Raw genomic sequence first — 26,411 nt, forward strand, 5'->3', positions numbered from 1 at the left:
AGCAATCAATCTGCATATTCAGGATTGCTGACGTCAAGTTTGTTGATTGCGTAGGTAGGTAGTGATAAAAGAAGGGTGAAATATCCCTGAGGAGTTGTTATGGAAAATTCAAAGATTAGCCTGAAGTTGGGTGCGTTAGATATCCAGTTTGAGGGTTCGGAGGAGTTTATCGCGGAAAGCTTGGTCGCGATTGTCGAGCAGTTTGTCGGTCTAGATCTACCAGATATTGCGGTTGGTGTGGGCGGAGCGGTCAATACCTTCGGTTCCGGCGTCATTTCGCAGGAAGTGGCATCTCCGGTGCAATCCAAATTATCTGCAACAGATTTTGCAGTGAAAATGTCAGTTAAGTCTGGTTCCGATTTAGTTATGGCCGCCGCCGCGTATTTGTACCATACGCGCGGAATGGAGGAGTTTAGGAGGTCGGATATCTTATCAGCAATGAAGGAGGCGAAGGGGTTCTACAAAACTTCGATGGGAAGCAACTTAAGTAAATCATTGGAAACATTAGTAAAAAGCTCTAGGCTTCAAACGCCATCTTCGGACACCTACACTTTGCCTTACTCGGAAGTAGAGGGGACCGGCAGGCACTTGTCATAGCGATGGATTTGAAATAGAAGTAAGGCACCCTCTTTCGAGGGCGCCCACCAATCGATTCTCTTCTACACGCCTTAGGAAGCACGAAGAGATCATAAACCAAAAGAGAGGCGGCAAGGACCGCGATGCCTATGGCTAGAAGAGACTAACTAAGTCCCGCCGGGTTGACGTTGCAAAGCGACGGTACCCCGGTGGGCAATTCATATCATCCCTATTGGAAGTTAAACAAGTAGGAGCATGACAATGCCCAAAAAACAATCATCGTCGAAATTGTCGACGCTAGCGTCAAAAGTGCTGTCTGGTCAAAAGAAGCCAACGTCCGCCGATGCGAAGAAACTCGCTGCATCCGTTCTTAGTCAGGACGAAGTCAAAGGCCCGCGGCGGAAGTAACTACGGTGCGCGCGAAGGCGCGCACCACTTCAAACATGACGCCCGTTCGTGAGGGGTCTCGCCACTCTCCGAAGCGATGCGCTAAACTTCCGCGTGACTCCCACTCCCCTTCCCCTCCACCCCATTCCCCCCTACAGATCCCCAACCCAACCCCGGAGCCCCCATGACCTGCCCCCTCTGCGCCTCAGACGCCCCTCTTTCATCCTTCCCTGTTCCCGGCGGACCCGCAGACGCTTCGGTTGATATCTGCGCCACCTGTGCCGCTCAGATCGACGGCACGCCCGAGGCAAATCATTGGCGGGGGCTTGCGTCCTCGATGTGGTCCGAGGATGCGGCGGTTCAGGTCCTCTCGGTTCGGATGTTGAAGCGGATCGCCGCGCCTTGGGCGCAGGATTTGCTGGATCAGGTGTATCTGGACGAGGACACGCAGACATGGGTCGACAATCAGGCCGCCGCGTCCCGGCACAAGGATGCCAACGGGGCGACATTGAACCAAGGCGACAACGTGGTGTTGATCAAGGACCTGCCCGTGAAGGGCGCGGGGTTCACGGCAAAACGCGGCACTGCGGTGCGAGGGATCAGCCTTGTGGCGGACAACCCCGAGCATATCGAGGGGCGCGTGGAAGGGCAGCGCATTGTCATTCTGACGCAGTTCGTGAAGAAGAAGTAGGCAGGGCGGGGTCTGTCGGCTATGTCGCCCGGCAAGGAGGCCCCTGATGCGTTCACCGCTTTTCAAGATCGTCATGACATTTTATGGGATCATCGGATCAACGCTGGCCTCGGTTCTGGTTGTGATCGCGCTGGTCAACGGCGTGTCCGGCCTGTGGCCCCTGCTGGGCGCAGCGGCGGTCGGGTTCGTGGTCGGGTTGCCGGTGAGCTACTTTGTCGCAAAAGCAATGCTGGGCGACTGACCCAGATCAAAGAGGCGCGGGCGCGCCGGGTGCAGAACACTTGCGTATTCGCGAATGTATCGAAGGAGAATGCCATGTTCCGTCTCGCCGCCGTCATCTATATCCTGCTCGGCGCAACGCTTGCCGGGATTTTCATCATCGCGGCGCTGACCGTCGGCATGGATACCGCCCAGCCCATCATCTATGCCGCCGTCGCGGGCTTCATCGTCGCGCTGCCGGTGTCGTGGGTGGTCGCCAAGCAAATCAAAGGCTGATCGGTCGATTTGCGGTTGAAAGGAGGGCTATGCCGGGGGTAAGCCTTCGACGTGCGGTCCCGTAGCTCAACTGGATAGAGCATCTGCCTTCTAAGCAGAGGGTTGCAGGTTCGAGTCCTGCCGGGATCGCCATTACCTCTTGCGCACTGGTGCCCCGCCTTCAAAGCAGTTTTCGTCCGTGTAGCTGCATGGTGCTTCTTGCGGTTCAAGATGCAGGCCGTCACCGGAATAGGGGTGGGCGCGCATCAGCGTTTCGTCGGGTTCGATCCCAAGCCCCGGCGCGTCGGGCGCGATGACGAAACCATCTTCCCAGCGCAATGTGTTGCCAATCAAGGCAAGGTGGAAGTGGCCGCCCCGTTCGATGGTCTCAACCATCAGAAGGTTGGGGATCGAGGTGCCAAGGTGAATGTTTGCGGCCCATTCGATTGGGCCAGCATAGAGGTGGGGAGCGATGAGGGCGTTGTGCACTTCGGCGATGGCGGCGATCTTCTTGGCTTCCCATATGCCGCCGACGCGTCCGAGGGCGGGTTGCAGGATGGAAGCCGCGCCTTGGCGAAGAACATCGGCGAATTCGGCCTTGGTGGTCAGGCGCTCTCCGGTCGCGACAGGAACGGGGCTGGCGCGGGCCACTTTTGCCATTTCGGCAATGTTGTCCGGCGGAATCGGTTCCTCGAACCACAGCGGTGAATAGGGTGCGATAGCCTGCGCCAGACGGATCGCGCCGCCTGTGGTGAACTGCCCATGGGTGCCAAACAGAAGGTCGGCCTTGTCGCCAACCGCCTCGCGAATGGCGGCGCAAAACGCGACCGAACGCGTAATATCGCGCATCGCGGGCATGTGACCTGAATGGATCGTATAGGGTCCGGCCGGGTCGAATTTCAGGGCAGTAAATCCCTGCGCCACACGGGTTGCAGCGGCCTCGGCGGCCATGTCGGGCGAGGTCCAGAACGCGGGCAGCGGATGGCCGGGATCGGGATAGAGGTAGGTATAGCTGCGCAGTTTCTCGTTCATCTTTCCGCCCAAGAGAGCCCAGACAGGTCTGTCGCGGGTCTTGCCCAGAATGTCCCAACACGCGATTTCAAGGCCAGAAAACGCACCCATGACGGTGGGGTCGGGGCGTTGGGTGAACCCGGCGGAATAGGCGCGCCGAAACATCAGCTCGATGTTCTCGGGATTTTCGCCCAGCATGTGGCGGGCAAATACATCTTCGATGACTGCGCGCATGGCGTTGGGGCCGACAGCTGCGGCATAAACCTCGCCCCAACCCACAACTCCGTCATCGGTGGTCAGCTTGACGAAAATCCAATACCGCCCGCCCCAGCCCGGCGCGGGTGGCGAGACGACGAAAATTTCAAGATCTTGCAGGTGCATGAAAGCCTCCTAACGGCGATCAAAGATGATGACATTGCGCCGGGCCGCGCCGGATTTTGTGTCGGCGATCGCCTCGTTGATCTGATCCAGACGCCAGCGTCCCGAGATCAACTCGTCCAGCTTCAACCGACCTTGCTGGTACAAGTCTATCATCCAAGGAATGTCCCGTTGGATCACCACATCGCCCATCTTGCTGCCCACCATGCCTTGGCCGAGGGCGGCAAGGATCACTGGTTCGTACTGGGATAGACCGCCGGAAGGGGGCATGCCGACCATCACCACCTTGCCACCGGCTGCAAGATAGCGCGGGGCGCTGTCATAGGCCGGGATCGCGCCGACTGTGACAAGCACCGCATCCGCCCCACGCCCCGCAGCTTTGAAGGCTGATTTCCAGGGTGCTTCCGTGGTTGCCAGAACGCCGTCGGTTGCCCCGAACTCAATAGCGGTGTCCAACTTGTCTTCGGTCATGTCGACGGCGATGATGCGCGACGCCCCGGCAATGCGCGCGCCTTGAATGGCGTTCAGCCCGACGCCGCCAGCTCCGATCACCACCACGACTTCTCCGGGGCGAATATTGGCGGCATTCACGGCCGCCCCCACGCCGGTGATCACGCCACAGGCCAGAAGTGACGCGACATCCATCGCCATTTCGTCGGGTATCCGAACCACTTGGCTTTGCTCCACAACCACACGTTCGGCAAAACCGCCGGTGGCCATGGCCTGATGCAATTTGCCGCCCTCTTGCGTTTTGATCGGCCCATGATCACCGTCATAGGGGGTTGTGCAGGTCACAGGTGATCCCGACGCGCAATTGGAGCAGGACTGACAGGCACGGATTAATGTCACGACGACCGGTTCGCCCACTGACAGACCCCTGACGTGATTGCCCAACGCACTGATACGCCCGGCGGCTTCATGACCATAGACAGCGGGTAACGAGCCGCCCCAATCGCCCTGCATATAGGTTATGTCGCTGTGACAAATGGCAACCGCGTCCAATGTCACTTCGACTTCGCTGCCTTCAGGTGCACGGATAGAGATATCTTCGACCACAAGGGGTTCGCCAAACGCATGACAGACGGCGGCTTTGATTGTGTCCATCTGGACCTCCTGAACATGATTTCCGGCATGGTGGCGCAGTTCGGGGGTGATTGCCAAGCGCCAAAGCACTGCCCTGCGCAGGCAAAGCGATGTGGCGGGTCAGATGTGGCCAATGCTGATCAGGAACTCGGACAGCAGGCGGGCGAACTCATCGGGGTTTTCCACCGGGGGCATGTGACCTGCCCCCCGGATCAGACGAAACCGGGCGCCGGGGATCAGACCCGCCGTTTCACGCACCAGATCGGCGGGGATCGAACCGTCTTCAGATCCGGCAATCGCCAGTGTGGGCAGGCGCAGCCGGGCGGTGCTTTCGTAAAGATCGGTGTCTGCAACCGCTGCCATACAGCCCAGATACCCGGCAAGGGGTGTGGTGCGCAGTCGGATGCGGGCGGTCTCTACGATTTCGGGATGGTCACGATGGGTCGCACGGGAAAACCAGCGTTGCATGTTGGCATCAATCACGGCGTCGATCCCACCCTCGCGCACTGCCTTGATCCGGTTCGCCCAGATGGCGGGCGTGCCGATCTTGGCGGCAGTGTTCGAAATTACCAAACCGCGCACAAGGTCCAACCGTTCAGCGGCCAGCCCTTGCGCGATAATACCGCCAATGGACAGGCCGACAAACACGCAGTCCTTCACACCCAACCGATCCAGACAGCGCGCGGCATCGCCCACCAAATCGCCCATAGGATAAGGGTCATCAGGGCAGGGGCTTTTGCCATGGCCGCGCATGTCCATCCGGATCAGGCGAAGGCTTTGCGGCAGCTTCGCCACCACAGCGTCCCACATTGTCAGATCTGACCCGAGCGCATGTGCAAAGACCACGGCAGGGCCATCCTGCGACCCGCTTTCGACGACATACAGGTTCAGGTCGTTAACATCAGGGATGATGATCATCCGCGCTTCTGATCCTCATCCCCGCGCATGGTCAGATAGGCCATGATCTGCCCATGGTCCGACGCCAGCTTGTTATATGGTGCCTCTGGGTGCGAACCATCGGTGATGTGGTCGTTCAGCACACTGAAATAGGTCATATCCGCGATGCGTTGGACATTGTCGGGGTGGAAGTGGCGGCTGAGATAGATCTGGTCGATGCTTTCAAACACCCCGGCAAAAGCCGAAGTATAAACCATATCACGCAAGGATTTTCGCACAAACAGCTTTTCGGCAGAGTGGAGGCGAACAGCCTCGACTTCTCGCGTGATCTGAATGCTTTCTTCTTTTGTATAACGGTCGCGGTCGGATTCTGCATCGTGTCGTAACATCCACGAATAGTTCTTGAACGGCACCTCGCCCGAGATGATTTCCGAACTGACCGCGTGTTCGCCATCGTTGAAATCGCCCAGAACCATGACCGGATTGTTCTGGCGCAGTTCCTCAACGATGAAGCTGCGTAGCACCCAAGCCTCGGCCATGCGGCGCATGGCAGCGCGCGCGGCACCCAAAGCGCGCCCAACCGGGTCATAATTGGTCAGGTCTTCTTCGGGGGCAAAACCTGCGCCGGGCGGACGGATAAACTCGCCTAGTTTCGATTTCAGGTGGCAGTTGAAAACGGTGACAACCTGATCGCCGATCGGAATGCGGGCGCGCAATACAGGGCGAGACAGACGCCGAAGCGTATAATGACCCGCCTCGCCCTCCAAGCCCCGCAGGGCGGTGAACGGGATAGTCAGAGGCTCTGGCAAATCCTGAATGACTTGCGGGGGTTCGGAAAATCCGAAGCGGGACAGGATCGCCACGCCCGGTCTGCGTTGGCCGGGACCTTCGTCTGCCGCGTTTGGGGCGAAAGCCAAATGATCCATATCCCAGGGCCGGATCGCCAGTTTGCGAAAAATTGCCTTGCGGTGATAGCCCTTGGATTTGTCCGGTATGGTCGCCGCGTTCAGGGCTGCGGTGCGCTTGTTTGCCTCTCCAATTACATCGCGCAGCGCATCTTCTTCGAATATTTCCTGAAAGCCGATGATGTCGGCATCCAGCGCCATCAACTGATCGGCCATCCAGTCACGTTTCCACGCGTATTCCTCGGGCGTGTAGCTTTGAAACTCGTAATATTCCTGATCCGGTCCGATCAGGTTCTTCACATTGAACGAGGCGATGGTGAAATCAGTCATTTGGTCCTCCGATCAGGCAAAACGGGTCAATGCGCCCGCAAAGACCGGCCCGTCAACATTGCCACCGGACACAACCGCGATGACAGTGTCACCTTCGATCTGATCGGCGTGAAACAGGGCGGCCGCAAGCGCCACCGCCGCACCCGGTTCGATGACGATCTTCAGGCGGTTGAACGCCGCAGACATGGCGCGCAGGCAATCCTCGTCGGGCACGGACAAGCCGGAGCCGCAGAGGCGTTTCAGAATGGGAAAGGTCAGATCGCCCGGCGATGGGGTGATGATGGCATCACAGATCGACCCGGACAAGCGCGGGTTGCGTTCGATCCGCCCCGATTGCAGCGAGCGGGCGACATCGTCGAACCCCTCGGGTTCGACCGGGTGCACCCGGAAACCGGGCGCGTCTGCTTCCAACGCCAGCGCGATGCCCGAGGTCAGTCCGCCCCCGCCACAGGGAACCAGCACGGCGGTCTTTTCGATGCCCATTGCGCGGGCTTGGGTAGCAATCTCAAGCCCGACCGTGCCCTGCCCGGCGATCACGTCGAAATTGTCGAAGGGCTTGATCAGGGTCAGTCCGCGTTCGGACGCCAATTGCGCTCCGATTTGGTCCCGGTCCTCACCTGCTCGGTCATACAGCACAACCTCGCCCCCCAGCGCACGGGTGTTGTCGATCTTCTGACGCGGGGCGTCCGACGGCATGACGATGACCGATGGTGCACCAGCCGCCGATGCCGCCATCGCGATACCCTGCGCATGATTGCCCGATGAAAAGGCAATAACGCCTTGTTTGCGCTGTGCGTCCGACAGTTTCGAGATCGCATTCCATGCGCCGCGAAACTTGAAACTTCCCGTATGTTGCAGGCATTCGGGCTTCACGAAAACTCGCCGGCCGGCGATGTCGTCCAGGAAGGAAGATGTGAGCAGAGGCGTGCGACGCACATGCCCCTCAAGGCAGGCGTTGGCGGCACGGATATCGTCGATATTCACCGCAAATCCTCCAACCACTCGTGAATCGTTTCCAACGCTTCGGGTTCGTCCAGAAAAGGAACGTGACCACGGTCCGCAACGCGTCCATAGCGAAGGTCGGGGTTTCGGCGCCGCATCTCTTCGACGGTGCCATCGTTCAAAATGTCCGAGTTTTCCCCGTGGATCAACGCCACCGGCAGACCTTGCAGAGCATCGAAATAGGGCCAGAGGTCGGGCGCCGGTTGTGCGCCTGCTTCCAGAACAGCCTCGCGCAGGGCTGGGTCGTACCGGTTCTTCAGCCCGGTTTCGGTCTGCGAATACAGGTGACGCACTTCGGCGTTCCAACGCTGGGCCGGGACATTTCGAAAGCCCGCTGCTTCCATGATCTGGGCGCGTGCTTGGGCTGCGTCTTTGTAAAACCGGGCGGTTGGCTGGCGGCCTATGAAGCCCTTGATATAGTCCAGCCCGCGCGGGTCGATCACCGGGCCGATGTCGTTCAGGCACGCCCCCAGCAAACGGTTTTTCGCGGCAACGGCGATCCCCATCGCGATCAACCCCCCGCGCGATGTGCCAAGGATCGCAGCCCGATCAATGCCCAGATGGTCCAGTAGCATCAGCGCGTCGTCGGCTTCCTGCGGAACGGTGTATGTCTGATACGGACCCCAATCCGACGCACCACGGCCGCGATAATCCATGCGGATCAAGCGGATACGTGACAGATGTGGGGCAACAAAATTGAAATCGTCCGAATTGCGGGTCAGCCCGGACAGCGCCAAAACCGGCAGCCCTTCGCCTTCATCCCGATAGGCCAGCGTCAGGCCATCCCGTGCGATAAAGTTGTCCATATCCGTTCCCCGTCGAAACTTGTTTGCGCCAGTAAGCACCGGTTGGGAAAGGGGTGCAAGCAGAAGGCGTCGATGTCACCAGACCAAAACACTCGCCAAAGACGGCGGGTGTTCGGCAAGTCAGATAATGGTGATTTTCCGGTCAGAGATTCTCAGGCTGGGGCATCCCAAGCACATGAAAACCGCAATCGACGGTGATGATCTCGCCGGTTGTGCATGCGCCATATTCAGACGCCAGATAAACCGCAGTTCCCCCAATGCTTTCCAGCGTCGCGTTCTGCCGCATGGGCGAGTTTGCTTCCGTATGTCGGAACGTCTTGCGCGCCCCGCCAATGGCCGCACCCGCAAGCGTTTTCATCGGGCCAGGGGAAATCGCATTCACGCGGATACCATCGGGGCCAAGGTCGTTGGCCAGATAGCGGACCGACGCCTCCAGCGCCGCCTTGGCCACCCCCATGACGTTATAGAACGGCGTCACACGGTTGGACCCGCCATAGGTCAGGGTCAGGATCGTGCCGCCGTCCGTCATCTTGGGCGCGGCGCGGCGCGCAACCTCGATCAAGGAATAGCAACTGATATCCATCGAGTTCTTGAAGTTTGCGCGGCTGGTATCGACGAACCGGCCCGTCAGTTCGTTCTTGTCGGAATAGGCAATGGCGTGGACCAGAAAGTCGATACTGTCCCACTTGGACCACAGCGCATCGAACCCCCTGTCCAGCGCGTCGTCATTGGTCACATCCATATCAACCAAGAGATCAGACCCGACTGATGCCGCCAGTGGCTGAACACGTTGTCCGAACGCATCGCCCTGGTACGAAAACGCAAGCTCTGCACCTTCATTTGCCATCGCCTGCGCGATGCCCCACGCGATTGAACGGTTATTGGCAACCCCCATGATGAGGCCGCGTTTTCCTTGCATAAGCCCTGCCATGTCAGTCCCTCAATTCTGTTTCAATCATCAGTCGCGATATTTGCTTAAAAGCATCGAGCCATTGGTCCCACCGAACCCGAAACTGTTGGTCATCACAGTATCTAGCCCGGCGTTTTCGACAAGTTCGGTGGCAATCTCGGCGGGTTTGATGGCTGGGTCCAACTCCTCGACATTGATCGAAGGTGTGATGAAATCGTGTTCCAGCATCAACAGGCAATACACGGCCTCTTGTGCGCCGGTGGCGCCCTGGCTGTGGCCCGTCATCGACTTCGTCGAGCTGATGGGCGGGGTTGTTCCCTCGCCGAAGACACGCCGCACGGCTTCCACTTCTCCGACATCACCAACGGGGGTCGAGGTGCCGTGGGCGTTTATATATCCCACTTTTCGCGTATCAGGCAGGGATTGCAGGGCAAGCCGCATTGCACGTTCGCCGCCTTCACCCGACGGGGCAACCATGTCGTGGCCGTCCGACGTGGCACCATAGCCGGTGACTTCGGCATAGATCTTCGCACCGCGCGCTTTTGCGTGTTCAAGGTCCTCCAAGACCAATATTGCTCCACCACCTCCAATGACGAACCCGTCGCGGTTCGCATCAAAAGCGCGCGACGCCTTTTCGGGCGTGTCATTGTATTTCGAAGACATCGCGCCCATCGCGTCAAACAGGCAAGACAAGGTCCAGTCGAGTTCCTCGCCCCCGCCTGCGAACATCATGTCCTGCTTGCCCATCATGATCTGCTCGGCTGCATTGCCGATGCAATGCAGCGACGTCGAACAGGCGGACGTGATCGAATAATTGATTCCCTTGATCTTGAACGCAGTCGCAAGGTTTGCGGAGATCGTCGACCCCATACATTTCGGCACCGCGAACGGCCCGATCCGCTTGGTCGCCCCGGTCTTCAAGGCGGTCTGATGCGCGGCAAACATCGCACTGGTCGATGGTCCGCCCGACCCGGCAACCAGCCCTGTGCGCGGGTTCACGATGTCATCCTCGCCCAGCCCGGCATCGGCAATCGCCTGGGTCATCGCGATATGCGCATAGGCCGCACCTGGCCCCATGAACCGAAGCGCGCGCTTGTCCACATGCGCGGAAATGTCGATATCGGGTTTGCCGGCAACCTGGCTGCGGAACCCGTGGTCGATCATGTCCTGATTGGCGGTGATGCCGGATTTGCCAGCCTTGAGCGAGGCCAGAACCTCGTTCTTGTTGTTCCCGATGGCCGAGACGATGCCCAGACCGGTAACGACGACACGACGCATATGCGCACTCCTTCGCGTGCCAGTGGCAGGCAGCGCCCGACACCGGAAATCCTGTTGTCCCGTCAGCTTTCCGACAGGGCGACTTTCATATCCTTGACCTGATAGATCACTTCTCCGTCGGCTTCCACAATCCCGTCAGCAACGCCCATGGTCAACCGCCGGGTCTGGATCGCCTTGGTGAAATCGATCTTGTAGGTCAGCATCTTGCGATCCGGACGCACCATGCCGGTCAGTTTGACCTCGCCCACACCCAGCGCATACCCGCGCCCCTGCCAGCCGCGCCAGCCCAGATTGAAGCCCGTAAGTTGCCACAAGCCATCAAGCCCAAGGCAGCCGGGCATGATCGGATTGCCGGGGAAGTGACAGTCAAAGAACCAAAGGTCGGGGGTGATGTCGAACTCGGCAATCACATGCCCTTTGCCATGCGCTCCGCCATCCCCTGAAATATCCGTAATGCGGTCCATCATCAGCATAGGGGGGGCCGGAAGCTGTGCATTGCCGGGGCCAAACAACTCGCCCCGCGCACATTTCAGAAGACCTTCCTTATCGAAACTCGTCGGATAATCCGCCATTCCCTCCGCCCCATATCTTGTATTTTCCTTCCCTTCACCCTCTATCACCCGGCCCAAGCCGGACGCAAGGGCAGGCGGAGGGTGAGGGGCGGGCGGGCGCGGCAGCGCAGCCACACTGCCCGATCAGAATTAATTGGCACTTTGCCGCCTCAGCCCCTATATTCAACATGGACTTTTGATCACAGCGGACGAGACGACGACCCGATGGACCAAAACGGTGACACGACCGAAGCGACATGGCTGGCAAGCGCAGGCCTGCGTCCGACGCGGCAAAGGCTTTCGTTGGCGCAGCTTCTGATTGGCGACGGTCAGCATCGGCACGTGACTGCGGAAAGCCTGTATGAGGCGTCGCGCGACAGCGATGAACGGGTCTCGCTTGCCACGGTCTATAATACACTTCGCGTGTTCTCGGAAGCCGGGCTTCTGCGCGAGATCACGGTGAATGGTGCCCGCAGCTATTTCGACACCAATGTCACCAATCACCCGCATTTTTTCTGGGAAGACACAGAAGAATTGATGGATGCGCCGGACGAGGACCTCAAAATCTCGCAACTCCCCACAGCGCCCGCCGGGACTGAGATTGCAAAGGTCGATGTGGTGATCCGGTTGCGCCGGAAATAAACGCAAACCTGTTTCTTCTGGCCAAAAATATCCTGGGGTGAGGGGCAAAGCCCCTCGGACGCGCGCACAGCGCGCGCCCTGTTCAATCAAGGCCGCTCAGGCAACGCTGACCACCTCGAAGTCGAAGATCAGCGTTTGACCGGCCAGCGCGTGATTGGCGTCCAGCGTCACGCTTTCCTCTGTCATCTCAGTCACTGTCACCGGAACCGGTTGGCCCTGTTGCCCGGTCATTTGAAGTTGCAAACCGACCTCAAGCGGAATTTCCGCCGGAATATCACCGCGCGGCACTTCCAGAAGCGCCTCTTCCTGACGCGGGCCATAGGCTTCTTCCGGGGCGATGGTGACCTGCTTCTTCTCGCCAACGGCCATACCCGGCAGGGCCTTGTCCAAGCCCGGAATAATCATGCCAGACCCGACCGTGAATTCCAACGGATCGCGACCTTCGGAGCTGTCGAATACGGTGCCGTCTTCAAGCGTGCCAGTGTAGTGAATGCGCACGGTTGCGCCGGATGTGACTTCGGTCATAAATGCCTCGTAATGTAAGGGGGGATTGGTGGACGAGGCCGCTTGCTGCGCGGGTGCTCGTGTGATGGGCCGACCCTAAAGGTTTGAAACGGGATGTAAAGGGAGGCGTCTTCAGATGCCTAAAACCACTGCCCCGGTTCCATCAGCCCAAGGTCCAGAAGTTGTTGCGACGTCCATTTGAATTGGGTCGAATTGTGCCACTTGAAGCTTGAAATCTCGAAGGTTGATCCCGCATTGGATTTCAACGCCTTGGCGGTTCGAAAGCTGGCGATCGCGACCGTGATATTGTTATGCCACGGGCAGGCATAGGTATTGTATTCTTCATCGCTGAAGGTGTGGTTGGGACGCAGCTTCAGTCCCTTCTTCGCGCGAAAGACCGAGATTCGGTCGATTTTCCGGCGCGCGGTCGGAATGTGTTCCTCGAACCGCCAACGCAGCCCCCCAAAGAAGTCCAACTGACGTTCGCGCGGGGTGCCGTCTTCGTCAGGGCGACCCAATGCGTAATAGCCGGACTTGTCCAGAAAGGCATGATCCAGCGCCACAGCATTGGGATGCCGCGACAAATCGTCGGCATAAAGATCGACAACATAGGTCAGCACCGCGTCGCGGCGTTCTTCCGCATGAAAGGCCAGAAGCTCTCCGATAGACCGTGTTTCGCAGAATGGATAAAACAGATACTCGGCGTTGAAACAGTAGTAGAGCCAGATGCCGGGCGCGGCGTCGATGACTTTGTTGACCGCGTGTTCCAAAGCCCCTTCGTGGGCGATCACATAAGGGATCCGGTGGATCGTCTTCTCCAGCGCGTCGGGCAGGTCCAGCACGTCAGGAGCGAACACCAGAATCTCGGAAAATCCGGCATTCTGGTGGTGGGTGATGGTGCTGTCCACCTCAACCAGATCTTCAACGAAGATCATCGCGACAGGCCCTTTGGCCAGTGCCTTGGCACCGGTGCTCAGGAAATCTGTCAGGCCATCATACCGCATCGTGCGCTCTTCCCAACCACAGGATTCTGCGGCATCTGCGCCAAAATGCTATGAAATCAAAGCCTTTTGCAAGCGTTGCGGCATGTTCCGCTTTGCTATAGGACACGGGACCTGATCCACAGCCTTATCCAGCAGGAAATGCGCGTCATGTCCGACCAGAAAAAACTCTTCATTCGCACCTATGGCTGCCAGATGAATGTCTATGACAGCGAACGTATGGCCGAGGCGCTGGGCGCGGATGGCTATATCGAAACCGACACGCCGGATGATGCGGATATGATCCTGCTCAATACCTGTCATATTCGCGAGAAAGCGGCCGAGAAGGTCTACTCCGAGCTTGGTCGCTTCAAAGGTCTGAAGGCGGACAAACCCGATCTGAAAATCGGCGTGGCGGGTTGCGTGGCGCAGGCCGAGGGCCAAGAGATCATGCGCCGCCAGCCGCTGGTCGATCTGGTGGTCGGTCCGCAAACCTATCACCGCCTGCCACAGATGATGGCGCAGGTGGCGAAAGGCGAAAAGGCGATGGACACCGATTTTCCCGAGGAAGACAAGTTTGAACACCTGCCCGGGCGGCACGGGGCCAAGAAAGCCATGCGCAACCCGTCGGCGTTTCTGACCGTGCAGGAAGGCTGCGACAAGTTCTGCGCCTTCTGCGTCGTGCCTTATACACGTGGAGCCGAAGTCAGCCGCCCGGTTGACCGCATCTTGCGCGAAGCGCACGATCTGGTTGAGCGTGGCGTGCGCGAAATCACCCTTCTGGGGCAGAACGTCAACGCCTATCACGGTGCAGGCGAGGGGGGCGATTGGTCGCTGGCGCGCCTGATCTGGGCGCTCGACACGATTGACGGGTTGGAGCGAATCCGCTTCACCACGTCGCATCCGAATGACATGAATGATGATCTGATCGAAGCGCACGGCACATGTGCGAAGCTGATGCCCTATCTGCATCTACCCGTGCAATCCGGGTCCGACAAGATACTGAAACGGATGAACCGCAGCCATACCGCCGACAGCTATCTGCGCCTGATCGAACGCATCCGCGAAGCGCGCCCCGATATTCTGCTGTCGGGCGATTTCATTGTCGGCTTCCCCGAAGAAGATGATCAGGATTTCGAGGATACGATGTCCCTGATCCGCGAAGTGAATTACGGACAGGCCTATAGCTTCAAATATTCGACCCGTCCCGGCACCCCGGCGGCAGAGCGTGCGCTTGTGGACGATGCAGTGGCGACAGATCGTCTGCACCGCTTGCAGGCACTTCTGACGGACCAGCAACGCAGCATTCAGCAGAGCATGGTCGGCAAAGAAGTCGGTGTGCTGTTTGAAAAGAAAGGGCGGCTTGACGGGCAGATGGTAGGTAAATCCGACCATCTTCATGCCGTGCATGTCCATGCCCCGGACGGGCAGGTCGGAGAGCTGCGGCGTGTGAAGATCGTAGAAAGCAGCACCAACTCGCTTGCGGGCGAATTGGTTGTGTAGGCTCGCCTCCGCTATTGTGTCGAATTCGTGAAGATTTTCGAAGGGGGCTTGCGCCCGCCTTCCGCACTTGGCACCATCACCCCATAGGATCTGACCAGGAGACCCCGTATTGGGATTTGAAAACCTGACCGCTGCGCCCGACGCCTCGACGGCCGAAGAAGCGCTGCTTGAATTTCCCGACAACCGCCTGTTGATCGACCTGTGCGGTGAGTTTGACAAAAACCTGACCCATATCGAAAGCCATCTGGGCGTGCAGATCGTGCGACGCGGCAATCAGCTTGCCGTGTTTGGCGAAGCCAGTGCGCGCACGAAAGCCGTCGAAGTGTTGCAAGCACTGTATCAGCGTCTGGAAAGCGGCAAGGGAATCGAAGCCGGTGACATCGACGCCGAGATTCGCATGGGCGGGTCGGACGAGGGCACCGGCACCCGCGACGGCGACCAGATGGAGATGTTCAAGGGTGGCGCGGTCGAGATCAAGACCCGCAAGAAAACAGTTGAACCGCGCACCGAGGCGCAGAAAGCCTATGTTCAGAACCTGTTTCAGAACGAACTGGCCTTCGGGATTGGCCCGGCTGGCACCGGCAAGACCTATCTGGCCGTGGCCGTGGGCGTGAACATGTTTCTGGGGGGGCATGTGGATCGCTTGATCCTTAGCCGCCCGGCGGTGGAAGCAGGCGAAAAGCTGGGCTATCTGCCCGGCGACATGAAGGACAAGGTCGATCCCTACATGCAGCCGCTTTACGACGCGTTGAATGATTTTCTGCCCGGTAAACAGGTGGCCAAGCTGATCGAAGAAAAGCGGATCGAGATCGCGCCATTGGCCTTCATGCGCGGGCGCACCTTGGCAAACGCCTATGTCGTGCTGGATGAAGCGCAGAACGCGACGACCATGCAGATGAAGATGTTTTTGACCCGGCTGGGCGAAGGCTCGCGCATGGTGATCACCGGCGACCGCACTCAGATTGATCTGCCACGTGGTGTCGATAGCGGGTTGCGTGACGCCGAGGGACTGTTGAAAGGCATCGACAAGATCGCATTCAACTACTTCACCTCGAAAGACGTTGTGCGCCATCCGCTTGTCGCCAGGATCATCGAGGCTTATGACGAGGCGGCGCAGAAAGCGATGGCCAAAAAGACAGAGCGCGAGCGGCGCGATCGCTGATATGAACGTTGAACTGGTGATCGAAGATGAACGCTGGATAGCGGCGGAACTGGACCTGTTGGCTGGTCAGGCAGCGCTGGCCGTGACCGATCATCTATCCCTGACGCCGCCCGACGGCGAGGTGTTCGAGGTCAGTCTGCTGGCCTGTGATGATACACGGATCGCCGCGCTGAATGGTGACTTTCGCAAAAATCCCGCGCCGACCAACGTTCTGTCCTGGCCGTCCGAAGATCGGGCGACCGACCAGCCCGGCGGCGCACCGCATCCGCCATCGGGCCCGGAACTCGGCGATATAGCCATTGCATATGACACCTGTCAGCGCGAAGCTGCTGCGCAGGGTAAGAAATTCCCCGCTCATGTGACCCATTTATTGGTCCATGGGATATTGCATCTGTTGGGTTATGATCACATAGACGACAAAGATGCAGCCCTGATGGAGGGGCTGGAGGTTGAAATCCTTGGCAAGATGGGCATTTCAGACCCATATGAAGGATAACCTGCGCAATTTCGCGCGAATATGGAAAAGGAAAGATGGGCGACACCGAAGACGGTTCTTCTGAGGCAGCGCAGAGCGCGCCAAGTGAAACCGAAAGTAGCAGGACCGGTTTTTTCGGTCGTATCGTCGGGGCACTCAGCCCCTCGGATACGGTGAACGAGCCACCTCAGAACGCACCCGCTGTCGCAAACGGCGTGTCCCCATTTGTCACACCTGGCATGATGAACCTGCGCCGTATGCGGGTCGAGGATGTGATGGTTCCCAAGGCAGAGATCGTCTCGGCCCCGTTGGATATTGAGAAAGACGAACTGGTTGCGCTGTTTCGCGAAAGTGGTCTGACGCGACTGCCCGTGTTTGACGGCACATTGGACACGCCAATCGGGCTGGTTCACCTGAAAGACCTTGCTCTGAATTACGGCTTCAACGGCAATGCGGGTGTCAAGATACCGGTCTTCGCGTTGCGCAAATTGTTGCGCCCGCTTCTCTATGCGCCACCCTCGATGCCGATTGGTGTTCTGTTGCAGAAGATGCAGACAGAACGGATTCACATGGCATTGGTTATCGATGAATATGGCGGCGTCGACGGGCTTGTAACCATTGAGGACTTGATCGAACAGGTGCTTGGCGAGATCGAGGATGAGCACGACCTTGAAGAAGGCGCTTTGTGGATCGAAGAGAAACCGGGCTGTTATCTGGCCGAGGCCAAGACGCCTCTGGACGAATTTGAAGCGGAAATCGGGTTTGGGCTTCATGGCGAAGACATCGATGATGAAGAGGTCGACACGCTGGGCGGTTTGGTGTTTGTGTTGTCCGGTCACGTCCCCGCGCGCGGTGAGGTGATCGCACATCCAGCCGGACCCGAGATCGAGGTTGTTGACGCAGACCCGCGCAGGATCAAACGTCTACGCGTTCGGATCCCAGCGAAACGCGATGACTAAGCCCAGCCGTCTGGCATCTGTCCGGGCGGTGATCGCCACCAGCATCATGGGTGCTGTGGCTGCGCTGGGACACGCCCCGTTTGACTGGCCCATATTCACCCTGATCGGGCTTGCCGCTGCAACTTACATCATCCTGAAAGGCGACCGTCCGAAGCAAGCCGCATTACGCGCTTGGGGTCTGGGCATCGGCTATTTCGGCGTGACGCTTTCATGGCTTGTTGAACCCTTTTTGGTTGATGCTGCCCGGTACGGCTGGATGGCACCTTTCGCACTTTTATTCATGGCGGCGGGTCTTGCGCTTCTCTGGGCTATTGCGGCGGGCCTGTCGCATCGTATCGCACCGACTTCCCTGCACTGGTTGTCGCTTGCGCTGGCCCTGACCGGGGCCGAGATGATCCGTGGATGGCTGTTTACCGGGTTTCCCTGGGGCAATCCGGGGCATGTCTGGATCGAGACGCCGTTTGCTCAATTGGCCGCGTATATCGGGGCCAGCGGATTGGGGGCGTTGACCCTATTCATGGCGGCGTTGATGGCGAAAATTGTGGAGCAGGGACAGGGTCTCCGCGCGCGCCTCATACTGTTGACGCTGGGTGCGGTCATCGCGATGGGCGCTTTGACCATCGGCGTGTCTCGGGGGCAGAAGCAGTTACCCGCGGATCGCGATGCAACATTGCGACTTGTTCAGCCGAACGCGCCGCAACACCTTAAATGGGATCCCCGCTACGCCTATGATTTCGTCACTCGTCAGATTGATTTTACCGCTGCCGACCCGGCGCCCGGGCAACCTCGCCCTGATCTGGTGATCTGGCCAGAGACAGCCGTTCCTACCTTGCTGGAATGGACTGACACTCTGCGCGTCGATATTGCCGAAGCGGCAAAGGGTGCGCTGGTCATGTTCGGTGTGCAACGCGGCGATGGGTTGCAGTATTTCAACAGTCTGGCGCTTGTTGGCCCGACCGGCGAGGTTCAGGCGACTTATGACAAACATCATCTGGTGCCGTTTGGCGAATATATCCCGCTTGGTGATTGGCTAGAGCAATTTGGCATAAGTGCTTTCGCTTCGCGCGTCGGAAATGGTTATTCTGCGGGTCCGGGCGCGCAGGTGCTGGATGTTGGGGTGGCAGGCTCAGTCCTGCCGCTCATTTGCTACGAGGCGGTGTTTCCGCGCGATATCCGGTCGGCACCCGAGCGGGCCGACTGGATCTTACATGCGACCAACGATGCGTGGTTTGGCGACTATTCGATGCCCTACCAACACCTCGCTCAGGCCCGCTATCGCGCGATCGAGTTTGGCCTTCCCGTTATCAGGGTTGCCAATACGGGTGTATCGGCGGTGATCGACCCGCGCGGTCAGTTGCGCGCAACAATACCGTTGGGGCAAGCGGGCTTTCTGGATGCGCGCCTGCCGGGTGCCGAGCCACCGACGCCGTATTCTCGCTATGGTGACATACCATTGGCGGTGCTGATCATTGTTGCATTGTGCGGCCTGTTTGCGCGGCGCGTCGTAAAAGCGCGTTGACCGCAGTCGGTTTGCCATGTAACGCCAAGGCATATCCCGCCACAACGGCTTCCTGACGTGGTGTGGGCTTAACCATCGGAGCACTTTTCATGACACGTAAGAACCACGTTTTCACTTCGGAATCCGTATCCGAAGGCCATCCCGACAAAGTCTGTGATCGCATCTCGGACGCCATCCTTGACGCTTTTCTGACTGAAGACCCGCAAGCTCGTGTGGCCTGTGAAACCTTCGCCACCACTGACCGCGTGGTCATCGGCGGCGAGGTGCGCGGCCCGGCCAGCGTGATCCAGCGAGTGGAAGATATCGCGCGCGAATGTGTCCGCGACATCGGCTATGAACAGGAAGGGTTCCATTGGGCCAACCTGAACGTCGACAGTTTCCTGCATGCGCAATCCGCAGACATCGCCCAGGGTGTGGACGCCGCCCAGAACAAGGATGAAGGCGCGGGCGATCAGGGCATCATGTTCGGCTATGCCACGATCGAGACCGACGACCTGATGCCGGCACCGCTGCAATACAGCCACGCCATCTTGCGTCGACTGGCAGAACTGCGCAAAGACGGCACCGAAGGCTGGATGGGTCCGGACGCCAAATCACAGCTTTCTGTGCGGTATGAGAACGACCTGCCGGTCGAAGTCACATCGCTTGTTTTGTCCACGCAACATCTGGATGCCTCGATGACCCCGGATGACGTGCGCGAACGTGTGGCCCCGCATATTCGCGACGTGCTGCCCGAAGGCTGGTTGACGGATAATACTGTTTGGCACGTGAACCCGACCGGCAAGTTCGTGATCGGCGGCCCGGATGGCGATGCAGGTCTGACGGGCCGCAAGATCATCGTAGACACCTATGGTGGCGCGGCGCCACATGGCGGCGGCGCGTTTTCCGGCAAGGATCCGACCAAGGTCGACCGCTCGGCCGCTTATGCCGCGCGTTATCTGGCGAAGAACATCGTGGCTGCCGGCATGGCGAAACGCTGCACGCTGCAACTGTCCTATGCCATCGGCGTGGCCCACCCCTTGTCCATTCTCGTGGACACCCACCGCACCGGCGAGGTTGACGAAGCAGAGATAGAGAGGGCGATAGATCAAGTCATGAATTTGACCCCCCGTGGCATTCGCGAACATCTTGGCCTGAACAAGCCGATCTATGAACGTACTGCCGCCTATGGCCATTTTGGTCGCGCCCCCGATGCAGATGGCGGGTTCAGTTGGGAAAAGACCGATCTCGTCGATGCCTTGCAAAAGGCCGTATGACCCGGATCGCCATTGTGAATGAACGCCAAAGGGCGGCCCGTCTCTTGACGCGGCCGACCCTTGCACGGCATAGCCGCGGCCATGACACAAGATGACCCCACACAGAACAAGCACCGCTCGGGCGCGCCGTGGCGCAATTTCTATGGCCGCCTGAAGGGCAAAGGCCTGCGTGACAGCCAGCAGGAATACCTGGACAAGGATCTCGCTGCCCTCAGTCCCGGCGCGGTCGATTGGGACGATAATCCCGACCGGACTCCGCTTAACCTGAATGCCCTTTTCGACGGCAAACCCGTCTGGCTGGAAACGGGCTTTGGCGGCGGCGAACATATGGTGCATCAGGCCGCCACCAACCCGGAGGTGGGGATTATTGGCTGCGAGCCATACATCAACGGCGTCGCCATGCTTTTGGGCAAGATCCGCAAGGCGGGATGCGAGAACATTGCCGTGCATCCCGGCGATGTGCGTGACTTGTTTGACGTGCTGCCAGAGCACAGCATCGACAAAGCCTTCCTGCTCTACCCGGACCCATGGCCCAAGAAACGACACCACCGCCGCCGCTTCGTCACGCCCGAATACCTCAACCCCTTCCACCGCGTGTTAAAACCGGGGGCCGAGTTTCGCGTGGCCACCGACATCCCCGATTACGTGCGCCAAACACTGGAAGAGGTTCCGCGCGCAGGCTTTGAATGGCTGGACGAACGCCCCTCGGACTGGCGCGATCCCTGGGACGACTGGATTTCGACCCGCTACGAGCAAAAAGCCCTGCGCGAAGGGCGCATCCCGCACTATCTGACCTTCCGCCGGCTCTGACCACCCCGGTGTTTCTTCTGGCCCAAAATATCCTGGGGTGAGGCCACTCGAATATCGAGGGGCCGAGGGGCAAGGCCCCTTTCGCTCTGGCTTCACCCAAATGTCTACGCTATCAGAATTCGCAGATTACAGGAGAAGACATATGTCCGGACACGGCCCTGCCATCCCCATGACCTCGCGCAAATGCGGCCCGCTGAAGGGCGAGGCGCGCGTGCCAGGCGATAAGTCGATCAGCCACCGTTCGCTGATCCTTGGTGCGATGGCGGTGGGGGAAACTCATATCACCGGTCTTTTGGAAGGCGAGGATGTGCTGGGCACCGCGGATGCAATGCGCGCCTTTGGCGCTGATGTCGAACGCGTGGGCGAGGGCGAATGGCGTGTGAACGGGGTGGGCGTGGGCGGATTTGCCGAACCTGAACAAGTCATTGATTGTGGCAACGCGGGCACCGGCGTGCGCCTGATCATGGGCGCGATGGCAACACAACCGATAACGGCTACCTTCACCGGCGATGCTTCTCTACGGGCGCGTCCGATGGGGCGTGTCACCGACCCGATCGCACTTTTCGGGGCGCAAAGCTACGGGCGTGACGGGGGCCGTTTGCCCATGACCGTCGTGGGTGCACGCCAACCGATCGCGGTGCGCTACACCACGCCCATGGCGTCTGCGCAAGTAAAATCGGCTGTGCTGCTGGCCGGTCTCAACGTGCCAGGAAAGACGGTGGTGATCGAAAAAGAAGCCACCCGTGACCACACCGAACGGATGCTGGCAGGTTTCGGGGCCGAGATCACTGTGGAAGACACCGACGAAGGTCACGTGATCACCCTGACCGGCCAGCCGGAGCTAAAGCCGCAATCCATTGTCGTGCCGCGTGACCCCAGCTCGGCTGCGTTTCCGGTCTGCGCTGCGCTGATTGTGCCGGGATCAGAGGTGCTGGTGCCCAACATCGGGCTGAACCCGACCCGCGCCGGTCTGTTTTATACACTGCAAGACATGGGCGCGGACCTGACGTTTGAGAACGAGCGCACAGAGGGTGGCGAACCCGTCGCTGATCTGCACGCGCGCTATTCGCCCCATATGAAAGGCATAGTGGTGCCCCCGGAACGGGCCGCCAGCATGATTGACGAATACCCGATTCTGTCGGTCGTCGCGGCCTTCGCCACCGGCACCACCAACATGCCCGGCGTGCATGAACTGCGTGTGAAGGAAAGTGACCGGATCGACGCCATGGCCAAGGGTTTGCGCGCCGCTGGCGTCGTGGTTGAAGAAGGCGAGGATTGGTGGGCCGTGGATGGGATGGGACCGGAGGGCGTGCGTGGTGGGGCTACCGTTGCCACGGTGCTGGACCACCGCATCGCGATGAGCTTTGCCTGCCTTGGCATGGCATCGCAGAAACCCATCCATCTGGACGATGGCAGTCCGATCGCCACCAGTTTCCCGGGGTTCGAACCTCTGATGGCGGGTCTGGGTGCCCAATTGGTCAGGACGAACACATGACCCGGTTCACGGTTGCCATAGACGGACCTGCCGCTGCGGGAAAAGGCACAATTTCCAAGGCCGTGGCCGCGCATTTCGGGTTCGCTCATCTGGACACGGGGCTTCTGTATCGGGCGGTCGGGGCGAAAGTGCTGGCGGGCGGTGATCCGGTGCAGGCAGCGAAGGCGCTGACTCCAAAGGATCTTGAGGGCGATTTGCGCACTCCCGAGGTGGCGCAGGCTGCCAGCCGGGTTGCGGTCCTGCCTGACGTGCGCGCGGCGCTTGTCACGTTCCAGCGCGACTTTGCGGTCCGCGATGGTGGGGCCGTGCTGGACGGGCGCGATATCGGCACCGTGATCTGCCCGGATGCGCAAGCGAAGCTTTTTGTTACCGCCAGCGCCGAAGTGCGTGCCGAGCGACGTTATCTTGAACTGGCCGACAAGGGTCTGGACGTCACACGCGAAGACGTGCTGGCCGATGTGATCGAGCGCGACAAGCGCGACAGCGACCGCGCCGAAGCGCCGCTGAAACCTGCCGATGATGCGATTACCATCGACACATCCGAAATGTCGATCGACCAAGCTGTCGCGAAAGCTGTGGCGGTGATCGAGGCATGCCGATAGCTCATAGCAGGCATGTGGGCGCGCTGGTTGCCACCGTTAATGTGGGTTCATAGCTGTCTTGTTCATCGGAATGTATCCGACAAAAAACGGACAGGTAAGACATGCTCGACAAATTGAACTGGCGCTATGCCACCAAGAAGATGGACCCCACGAAAAAGGTTTCGGAAGACAAGTTGAACAAAATTCTGGATGCCATCCGCCTTGCGCCAACGTCGTCGGGCACGCAGCCATTTGAAGTTCTGGTCATTACCAATGACGAGATTCGCCAGAAAATTCGTCCCGTTGCGTGGGATCAGGCACAGATCACCGAAGGCTCGCATCTGTTGGTGTTTGCGGCGTGGGACAACTACACCGAAGACCGCATCGATGCCGTAACGGCCCAGATGGCGGAAGAACGCGGTGCCGAAAACCCGATGCTGAGCCAGTATTACAAGAAACTCAAAGCCACATATTTGCCGCGCGACGCGCAGACCAATTTCGAACACGCAGCCCGTCAAGCCTATATCGCGCTGGGTTTTGCCCTTGCGGCGGCTGCGGAAGTCGAAGTTGACAGCACCCCAATGGAAGGGTTTGACCCTGCCAAAGTCGACGAAATCCTTGGTCTGCGCGAACAAGGTCTGCGGTCTGTTGTGTTGCTGCCGCTTGGCTATCGTGACGAAAGCGGCGACTGGTTGTTGCCGCTGAAGAAAGTCCGCAAGCCAGACGAGCGTTTCCTGCGCCGGATCGACTGATCGCGCATTTGGGAACGCTCTGTAAAACAAGGGGGATCTTTGCAATCCCCCTTGCTTTATTGGCAGAATCCCCGTATTTCCCGCCTCTGTCGACAAGGTGAAAACACCGCGATAGCAGGGATACGAGCAGGGTCGGAGATGCCGGCCCTCTTTGTTTTGCGGCTAACCTGTTGACCAAATTGGAAAATCCAAGACCTGCGGAGCCAACCGCACGGCCCGAATAGCACTTGTAAAGGAACAAACCGCATATGTGCGCTAAAGCAACCATGGAGGAATTCGAAGCCCTCCTGAACGAAAGCTTCGAAATGGACACCCCCGAAGAGGGTTCGGTTGTCAAAGGCAAGGTCATCGCCATCGAGGCTGGCCAAGCCATCATCGACGTCGGCTACAAAATGGAAGGCCGCGTTGATGTCAAAGAATTCGCTAACCCCGGCGAAGCCCCTGAAATCGCAGTTGGTGACGAGGTAGAAGTTTACCTGCGTTCCGCCGAAAACGCGCGTGGCGAAGCCGTCATCTCGCGCGAGATGGCCCGCCGCGAAGAAGCATGGGACCGTCTGGAAAAAGCATATGCCGACGACGCACGTGTCGAAGGTGCCATCTTCGGTCGCGTCAAAGGCGGCTTCACGGTCGATCTGGGCGGCGCTGTTGCGTTCCTGCCCGGAAGCCAGGTTGACGTGCGCCCGGTGCGCGACGCTGGCCCCCTGATGGGTCTGAAGCAGCCATTCCAGATCCTGAAAATGGACCGCCGCCGTGGCAACATCGTTGTGTCGCGTCGTGCCATTCTGGAAGAAAGCCGTGCCGAACAGCGTGCGGAAGTCATCGGTAACCTGACCGAAGGCCAGGCAGTTGACGGTGTCGTCAAGAATATCACCGAATACGGTGCATTTGTTGATCTTGGCGGTGTTGACGGTCTGCTGCACGTCACGGATATGGCGTGGCGCCGTGTGAACCATCCTTCGGAAATCCTGACGATCGGAGAGACCATCAAAGTTCAGGTCATCAAGATCAACAAGGAAACCCACCGCATTTCGCTTGGTATGAAACAGCTGCAAGACGATCCTTGGGATCTGGTTGCTGGCAAATACCCGCTGGAATCGACCCACACGGGCCGCGTGACCAACATCACCGACTACGGTGCGTTTGTCGAACTGGAGCCGGGCGTTGAAGGTCTGGTGCACGTATCGGAAATGTCGTGGACCAAGAAGAACGTTCACCCCGGCAAGATCGTTTCGACAAGCCAAGAAGTCGAAGTCATGGTGCTGGAAATCGACAGCGCCAAGCGCCGCGTGTCGCTTGGTCTCAAGCAGACCATGCGCAACCCGTGGGAAGTGTTTGCAGAAACGCACCCCGAGGGCACCGAAGTCGAAGGCGAAGTCAAGAACATCACCGAATTCGGTCTGTTCATTGGTCTCGACGGCGAAATTGATGGCATGGTTCACCTGTCCGACATCTCGTGGGACGAACGTGGCGAAGACGCGATCCAGAACTTCAAGAAGGGCGACATCGTCAAGGCTGTTGTCTCGGAAGTGGACACCGACAAAGAGCGTATCTCGCTGTCGATCAAAGCGCTGGACGGTGATCCCTTCGCCGACGCGATTGGTGGCGTGAAGCGTGGTTCGATCATTACTGTTGAAGTGACCTCGATCGAAGATGGCGGTATCGAAGTGGAATATGAAGGCATGAAATCCTTCATTCGCCGCTCGGACCTGTCGCGTGACCGTGCCGAACAGCGCCCCGAACGTTTCCAGGTCGGTGACAAACTCGACGTTCGCGTGACCAACGTGGATTCGAAATCGCGCCGTCTGGGTCTGTCGATCAAAGCGCGCGAAATCGCGGAAGAAAAAGAAGCCGTCGCACAGTACGGTTCCTCGGATTCGGGTGCATCATTGGGCGACATTCTGGGCGCCGCACTGAAACAGGACAACTAAGTCCGGCCCTGAAGATCCAGAAGCAGCCCCGTGCTATGCGCGGGGCTGTTTTGCGTCGAATCAACGGCTTATGCTGCGCTGCAACAAAACGGCGGCTGCGACCCCGAAGTGATTTGCCACTGCGGCATCGGCCCGAAAATCCCGAAAAAATCGCGCGTTTCCCGCCAAAATTGCTCGTTCAGCATGGCAATGCTTGTATCTCGCGCGGCGGTTTGCTCCTATAATCCGTGACAGAATAAGGATGCAAAATCCATTACATAGCCAATTGGGGGGACCAGAATGATCCGGTCGGAATTGATCCAGAAGATCGCGGATGAAAACCCGCACCTTTATCAGCGCGACGTTGAGCGCATCGTCAACACGATCTTTGAAGAGATTATTGAAGCGATGGCCAAGGGGGACCGGGTTGAACTGCGCGGCTTTGGCGCATTTTCCGTCAAAAAACGGGATGCTCGTATCGGGCGCAATCCCCGGACGGGTGAGTCGGTCGAGGTTGAGGAAAAGCATGTTCCCTTTTTCAAGACCGGCAAGCTGCTCAGGGACCGTTTGAACGGCAAGTAAGAGGT

28 protein-coding genes, 1 tRNA gene and 1 riboswitch are annotated in these 26,411 nt (G+C 58.9%); of the genes, 18 read left to right on the plus strand and 11 right to left on the minus strand.

Annotated features, from left to right (window positions below):
* The first annotated feature begins 99 nt into the window (after positions 1 to 99).
* The 5 genes from BMY55_RS03830 to BMY55_RS03850 all read left to right on the plus strand — a co-directional run bounded on the left by BMY55_RS03830 (position 100) and on the right by BMY55_RS03850 (position 2,281).
* Positions 100 to 597 carry a hypothetical protein gene (locus BMY55_RS03830; protein ID WP_091428434.1) on the plus strand — a complete coding sequence of 166 codons (498 nt, stop codon included), beginning with the start codon at positions 100 to 102 and terminating at the stop codon, positions 595 to 597.
* Between the two features lie 550 nt (positions 598 to 1,147).
* Complete coding sequence (locus BMY55_RS03835) at positions 1,148 to 1,654, plus strand: PhnA domain-containing protein (protein WP_091428436.1); 507 nt, start codon at positions 1,148 to 1,150, stop codon at positions 1,652 to 1,654.
* A gap of 46 nt (positions 1,655 to 1,700) precedes the next feature.
* A complete protein-coding gene (locus BMY55_RS03840; protein WP_091428437.1) occupies positions 1,701 to 1,895 on the plus strand; it encodes a hypothetical protein in 195 nt (64 codons plus the stop codon).
* 74 nt (positions 1,896 to 1,969) lie between these two features.
* Entirely contained in the window at positions 1,970 to 2,149 is a 180-nt protein-coding gene (locus BMY55_RS03845; RefSeq protein ID WP_091428439.1) for a CTP synthetase, read from the plus strand.
* A gap of 55 nt (positions 2,150 to 2,204) precedes the next feature.
* A tRNA-Arg gene (locus tag BMY55_RS03850) sits at positions 2,205 to 2,281 on the plus strand.
* Here BMY55_RS03850 and BMY55_RS03855 read toward each other — a convergent pair.
* From BMY55_RS03855 to fabA, 9 genes are all read right to left on the minus strand, one after another.
* Positions 2,282 to 3,520, minus strand: coding sequence for a mandelate racemase/muconate lactonizing enzyme family protein (locus BMY55_RS03855; protein ID WP_091428440.1), 1,239 nt, complete (start codon positions 3,518 to 3,520; stop codon positions 2,282 to 2,284).
* A 9-nt stretch (positions 3,521 to 3,529) separates the two neighbouring features.
* The gene (locus BMY55_RS03860) at positions 3,530 to 4,621 is read right to left on the minus strand and encodes a zinc-binding dehydrogenase (protein WP_091431996.1); all 1,092 of its coding nucleotides are present in this window, start codon (positions 4,619 to 4,621) and stop codon (positions 3,530 to 3,532) included.
* 99 nt (positions 4,622 to 4,720) lie between these two features.
* Entirely contained in the window at positions 4,721 to 5,515 is a 795-nt protein-coding gene (gene pcaD, locus BMY55_RS03865; RefSeq protein ID WP_245744759.1) for a 3-oxoadipate enol-lactonase, read from the minus strand.
* Complete coding sequence (locus tag BMY55_RS03870) at positions 5,515 to 6,732, minus strand: endonuclease/exonuclease/phosphatase family protein (protein WP_091428443.1); 1,218 nt, start codon at positions 6,730 to 6,732, stop codon at positions 5,515 to 5,517. Before BMY55_RS03870 ends, pcaD begins: the two co-directional genes overlap by 1 nt.
* A 12-nt stretch (positions 6,733 to 6,744) precedes the next feature.
* Complete coding sequence (locus BMY55_RS03875) at positions 6,745 to 7,716, minus strand: threonine ammonia-lyase (RefSeq protein WP_091431998.1); 972 nt, start codon at positions 7,714 to 7,716, stop codon at positions 6,745 to 6,747.
* On the minus strand, positions 7,713 to 8,540 hold the full coding sequence (locus BMY55_RS03880; RefSeq protein ID WP_091428445.1) for an alpha/beta fold hydrolase: 828 nt from the start codon (positions 8,538 to 8,540) through the stop codon (positions 7,713 to 7,715). The genes BMY55_RS03875 and BMY55_RS03880 overlap by 4 nt, the downstream gene beginning before the upstream one ends.
* Before the next feature lie 142 nt (positions 8,541 to 8,682).
* Positions 8,683 to 9,471, minus strand: coding sequence for an enoyl-ACP reductase FabI (locus tag BMY55_RS03885; protein ID WP_091428446.1), 789 nt, complete (start codon positions 9,469 to 9,471; stop codon positions 8,683 to 8,685).
* Between the two features lie 27 nt (positions 9,472 to 9,498).
* Positions 9,499 to 10,728: a beta-ketoacyl-ACP synthase I gene (gene fabB / locus BMY55_RS03890; protein WP_091428448.1), complete on the minus strand. Its 1,230-nt coding sequence runs from the start codon at positions 10,726 to 10,728 to the stop codon at positions 9,499 to 9,501.
* A 62-nt stretch (positions 10,729 to 10,790) separates the two neighbouring features.
* Positions 10,791 to 11,300 (minus strand): bifunctional 3-hydroxydecanoyl-ACP dehydratase/trans-2-decenoyl-ACP isomerase, encoded by a 510-nt coding sequence (gene fabA, locus BMY55_RS03895; protein ID WP_091428450.1) that lies wholly within the window; start codon positions 11,298 to 11,300, stop codon positions 10,791 to 10,793.
* A 204-nt stretch (positions 11,301 to 11,504) separates the two neighbouring features.
* On the opposite strand from fabA, the gene irrA reads away from it, so the two are divergent.
* Positions 11,505 to 11,921 carry an iron response transcriptional regulator IrrA gene (gene irrA / locus BMY55_RS03900; protein WP_091428452.1) on the plus strand — a complete coding sequence of 139 codons (417 nt, stop codon included), beginning with the start codon at positions 11,505 to 11,507 and terminating at the stop codon, positions 11,919 to 11,921.
* 96 nt (positions 11,922 to 12,017) lie between these two features.
* Here irrA and BMY55_RS03905 read toward each other — a convergent pair whose 3' ends face one another.
* Complete coding sequence (locus tag BMY55_RS03905) at positions 12,018 to 12,446, minus strand: FKBP-type peptidyl-prolyl cis-trans isomerase (RefSeq protein ID WP_091428454.1); 429 nt, start codon at positions 12,444 to 12,446, stop codon at positions 12,018 to 12,020.
* Between the two features lie 119 nt (positions 12,447 to 12,565).
* On the minus strand, positions 12,566 to 13,429 hold the full coding sequence (locus BMY55_RS03910; protein WP_091428456.1) for a glycosyltransferase family protein: 864 nt from the start codon (positions 13,427 to 13,429) through the stop codon (positions 12,566 to 12,568).
* A gap of 147 nt (positions 13,430 to 13,576) precedes the next feature.
* Here BMY55_RS03910 and miaB point away from each other — a divergent pair, with 147 nt between their 5' ends.
* From miaB to ihfB, 12 genes are all read left to right on the plus strand, one after another.
* Complete coding sequence (gene miaB, locus BMY55_RS03915) at positions 13,577 to 14,908, plus strand: tRNA (N6-isopentenyl adenosine(37)-C2)-methylthiotransferase MiaB (RefSeq protein ID WP_091432000.1); 1,332 nt, start codon at positions 13,577 to 13,579, stop codon at positions 14,906 to 14,908.
* 109 nt (positions 14,909 to 15,017) lie between these two features.
* Positions 15,018 to 16,070 (plus strand): PhoH family protein, encoded by a 1,053-nt coding sequence (locus tag BMY55_RS03920; RefSeq protein ID WP_091428458.1) that lies wholly within the window; start codon positions 15,018 to 15,020, stop codon positions 16,068 to 16,070.
* A gap of 1 nt (position 16,071) precedes the next feature.
* A complete protein-coding gene (ybeY, locus tag BMY55_RS03925; protein ID WP_091428460.1) occupies positions 16,072 to 16,566 on the plus strand; it encodes an rRNA maturation RNase YbeY in 495 nt (164 codons plus the stop codon).
* Positions 16,567 to 16,601: 35 nt separating this feature from the next.
* Positions 16,602 to 17,504, plus strand: a complete 903-nt coding sequence (locus tag BMY55_RS03930; protein WP_091428462.1) for a hemolysin family protein — start codon at positions 16,602 to 16,604, stop codon at positions 17,502 to 17,504.
* Positions 17,497 to 19,023 (plus strand): apolipoprotein N-acyltransferase, encoded by a 1,527-nt coding sequence (lnt, locus tag BMY55_RS03935; RefSeq protein WP_091428463.1) that lies wholly within the window; start codon positions 17,497 to 17,499, stop codon positions 19,021 to 19,023. Before BMY55_RS03930 ends, lnt begins: the two co-directional genes overlap by 8 nt.
* Before the next feature lie 33 nt (positions 19,024 to 19,056).
* Positions 19,057 to 19,106, plus strand: a riboswitch (SAM-SAH riboswitch).
* Positions 19,107 to 19,112: 6 nt separating this feature from the next.
* The gene (gene metK / locus BMY55_RS03940; RefSeq protein ID WP_091428465.1) at positions 19,113 to 20,279 is read left to right on the plus strand and encodes a methionine adenosyltransferase; all 1,167 of its coding nucleotides are present in this window, start codon (positions 19,113 to 19,115) and stop codon (positions 20,277 to 20,279) included.
* Between the two features lie 81 nt (positions 20,280 to 20,360).
* Complete coding sequence (gene trmB, locus BMY55_RS03945) at positions 20,361 to 21,089, plus strand: tRNA (guanine(46)-N(7))-methyltransferase TrmB (protein ID WP_091428467.1); 729 nt, start codon at positions 20,361 to 20,363, stop codon at positions 21,087 to 21,089.
* Positions 21,090 to 21,231: 142 nt separating this feature from the next.
* A complete protein-coding gene (gene aroA, locus BMY55_RS03950) occupies positions 21,232 to 22,584 on the plus strand; it encodes a 3-phosphoshikimate 1-carboxyvinyltransferase (protein ID WP_091428468.1) in 1,353 nt (450 codons plus the stop codon).
* Entirely contained in the window at positions 22,581 to 23,186 is a 606-nt protein-coding gene (gene cmk / locus BMY55_RS03955; RefSeq protein ID WP_091428470.1) for a (d)CMP kinase, read from the plus strand. The genes aroA and cmk overlap by 4 nt, the downstream gene beginning before the upstream one ends.
* 101 nt (positions 23,187 to 23,287) lie before the next feature.
* Entirely contained in the window at positions 23,288 to 23,917 is a 630-nt protein-coding gene (locus BMY55_RS03960) for an NAD(P)H-dependent oxidoreductase (RefSeq protein ID WP_091428472.1), read from the plus strand.
* Between the two features lie 248 nt (positions 23,918 to 24,165).
* Complete coding sequence (gene rpsA / locus BMY55_RS03965; RefSeq protein ID WP_281242420.1) at positions 24,166 to 25,845, plus strand: 30S ribosomal protein S1; 1,680 nt, start codon at positions 24,166 to 24,168, stop codon at positions 25,843 to 25,845.
* A gap of 279 nt (positions 25,846 to 26,124) precedes the next feature.
* Positions 26,125 to 26,406, plus strand: a complete 282-nt coding sequence (ihfB, locus tag BMY55_RS03970) for an integration host factor subunit beta (RefSeq protein WP_091428481.1) — start codon at positions 26,125 to 26,127, stop codon at positions 26,404 to 26,406.
* Positions 26,407 to 26,411: the final 5 nt, after the last annotated feature.

Source organism: Aliiroseovarius sediminilitoris, from assembly GCF_900109955.1.
Lineage (GTDB): Bacteria > Pseudomonadota > Alphaproteobacteria > Rhodobacterales > Rhodobacteraceae > Aliiroseovarius > Aliiroseovarius sediminilitoris.

Excerpts from the sequence above, each read along its gene's own strand:
- BMY55_RS03960 (WP_091428472.1), top strand. The coding sequence starts at position 23,288 with ATGCTCGACAAATTGAACTGGCGCTATGCCACCAAGAAGATGGACCCC.
- BMY55_RS03840 (WP_091428437.1), top strand. The coding sequence starts at position 1,701 with ATGCGTTCACCGCTTTTCAAGATCGTCATGACATTTTATGGGATCATC.
- BMY55_RS03835 (WP_091428436.1), top strand. The coding sequence starts at position 1,148 with ATGACCTGCCCCCTCTGCGCCTCAGACGCCCCTCTTTCATCCTTCCCT.
- BMY55_RS03870 (WP_091428443.1), bottom strand. The coding sequence starts at position 6,732 with ATGACTGATTTCACCATCGCCTCGTTCAATGTGAAGAACCTGATCGGA.
- cmk (WP_091428470.1), top strand. The coding sequence starts at position 22,581 with ATGACCCGGTTCACGGTTGCCATAGACGGACCTGCCGCTGCGGGAAAA.
- ihfB (WP_091428481.1), top strand. The coding sequence starts at position 26,125 with ATGATCCGGTCGGAATTGATCCAGAAGATCGCGGATGAAAACCCGCAC.
- lnt (WP_091428463.1), top strand. The coding sequence starts at position 17,497 with ATGACTAAGCCCAGCCGTCTGGCATCTGTCCGGGCGGTGATCGCCACC.
- aroA (WP_091428468.1), top strand. The coding sequence starts at position 21,232 with ATGTCCGGACACGGCCCTGCCATCCCCATGACCTCGCGCAAATGCGGC.
- irrA (WP_091428452.1), top strand. The coding sequence starts at position 11,505 with ATGGACCAAAACGGTGACACGACCGAAGCGACATGGCTGGCAAGCGCA.
- BMY55_RS03845 (WP_091428439.1), top strand. The coding sequence starts at position 1,970 with ATGTTCCGTCTCGCCGCCGTCATCTATATCCTGCTCGGCGCAACGCTT.
- fabA (WP_091428450.1), bottom strand. The coding sequence starts at position 11,300 with ATGGCGGATTATCCGACGAGTTTCGATAAGGAAGGTCTTCTGAAATGT.
- BMY55_RS03830 (WP_091428434.1), top strand. The coding sequence starts at position 100 with ATGGAAAATTCAAAGATTAGCCTGAAGTTGGGTGCGTTAGATATCCAG.
- trmB (WP_091428467.1), top strand. The coding sequence starts at position 20,361 with ATGACACAAGATGACCCCACACAGAACAAGCACCGCTCGGGCGCGCCG.
- BMY55_RS03910 (WP_091428456.1), bottom strand. The coding sequence starts at position 13,429 with ATGCGGTATGATGGCCTGACAGATTTCCTGAGCACCGGTGCCAAGGCA.
- BMY55_RS03905 (WP_091428454.1), bottom strand. The coding sequence starts at position 12,446 with ATGACCGAAGTCACATCCGGCGCAACCGTGCGCATTCACTACACTGGC.
- BMY55_RS03930 (WP_091428462.1), top strand. The coding sequence starts at position 16,602 with ATGGGCGACACCGAAGACGGTTCTTCTGAGGCAGCGCAGAGCGCGCCA.
- BMY55_RS03880 (WP_091428445.1), bottom strand. The coding sequence starts at position 8,540 with ATGGACAACTTTATCGCACGGGATGGCCTGACGCTGGCCTATCGGGAT.
- miaB (WP_091432000.1), top strand. The coding sequence starts at position 13,577 with ATGTCCGACCAGAAAAAACTCTTCATTCGCACCTATGGCTGCCAGATG.
- rpsA (WP_281242420.1), top strand. The coding sequence starts at position 24,166 with ATGTGCGCTAAAGCAACCATGGAGGAATTCGAAGCCCTCCTGAACGAA.
- BMY55_RS03855 (WP_091428440.1), bottom strand. The coding sequence starts at position 3,520 with ATGCACCTGCAAGATCTTGAAATTTTCGTCGTCTCGCCACCCGCGCCG.
- BMY55_RS03860 (WP_091431996.1), bottom strand. The coding sequence starts at position 4,621 with ATGGACACAATCAAAGCCGCCGTCTGTCATGCGTTTGGCGAACCCCTT.
- metK (WP_091428465.1), top strand. The coding sequence starts at position 19,113 with ATGACACGTAAGAACCACGTTTTCACTTCGGAATCCGTATCCGAAGGC.
- BMY55_RS03885 (WP_091428446.1), bottom strand. The coding sequence starts at position 9,471 with ATGGCAGGGCTTATGCAAGGAAAACGCGGCCTCATCATGGGGGTTGCC.
- ybeY (WP_091428460.1), top strand. The coding sequence starts at position 16,072 with ATGAACGTTGAACTGGTGATCGAAGATGAACGCTGGATAGCGGCGGAA.
- fabB (WP_091428448.1), bottom strand. The coding sequence starts at position 10,728 with ATGCGTCGTGTCGTCGTTACCGGTCTGGGCATCGTCTCGGCCATCGGG.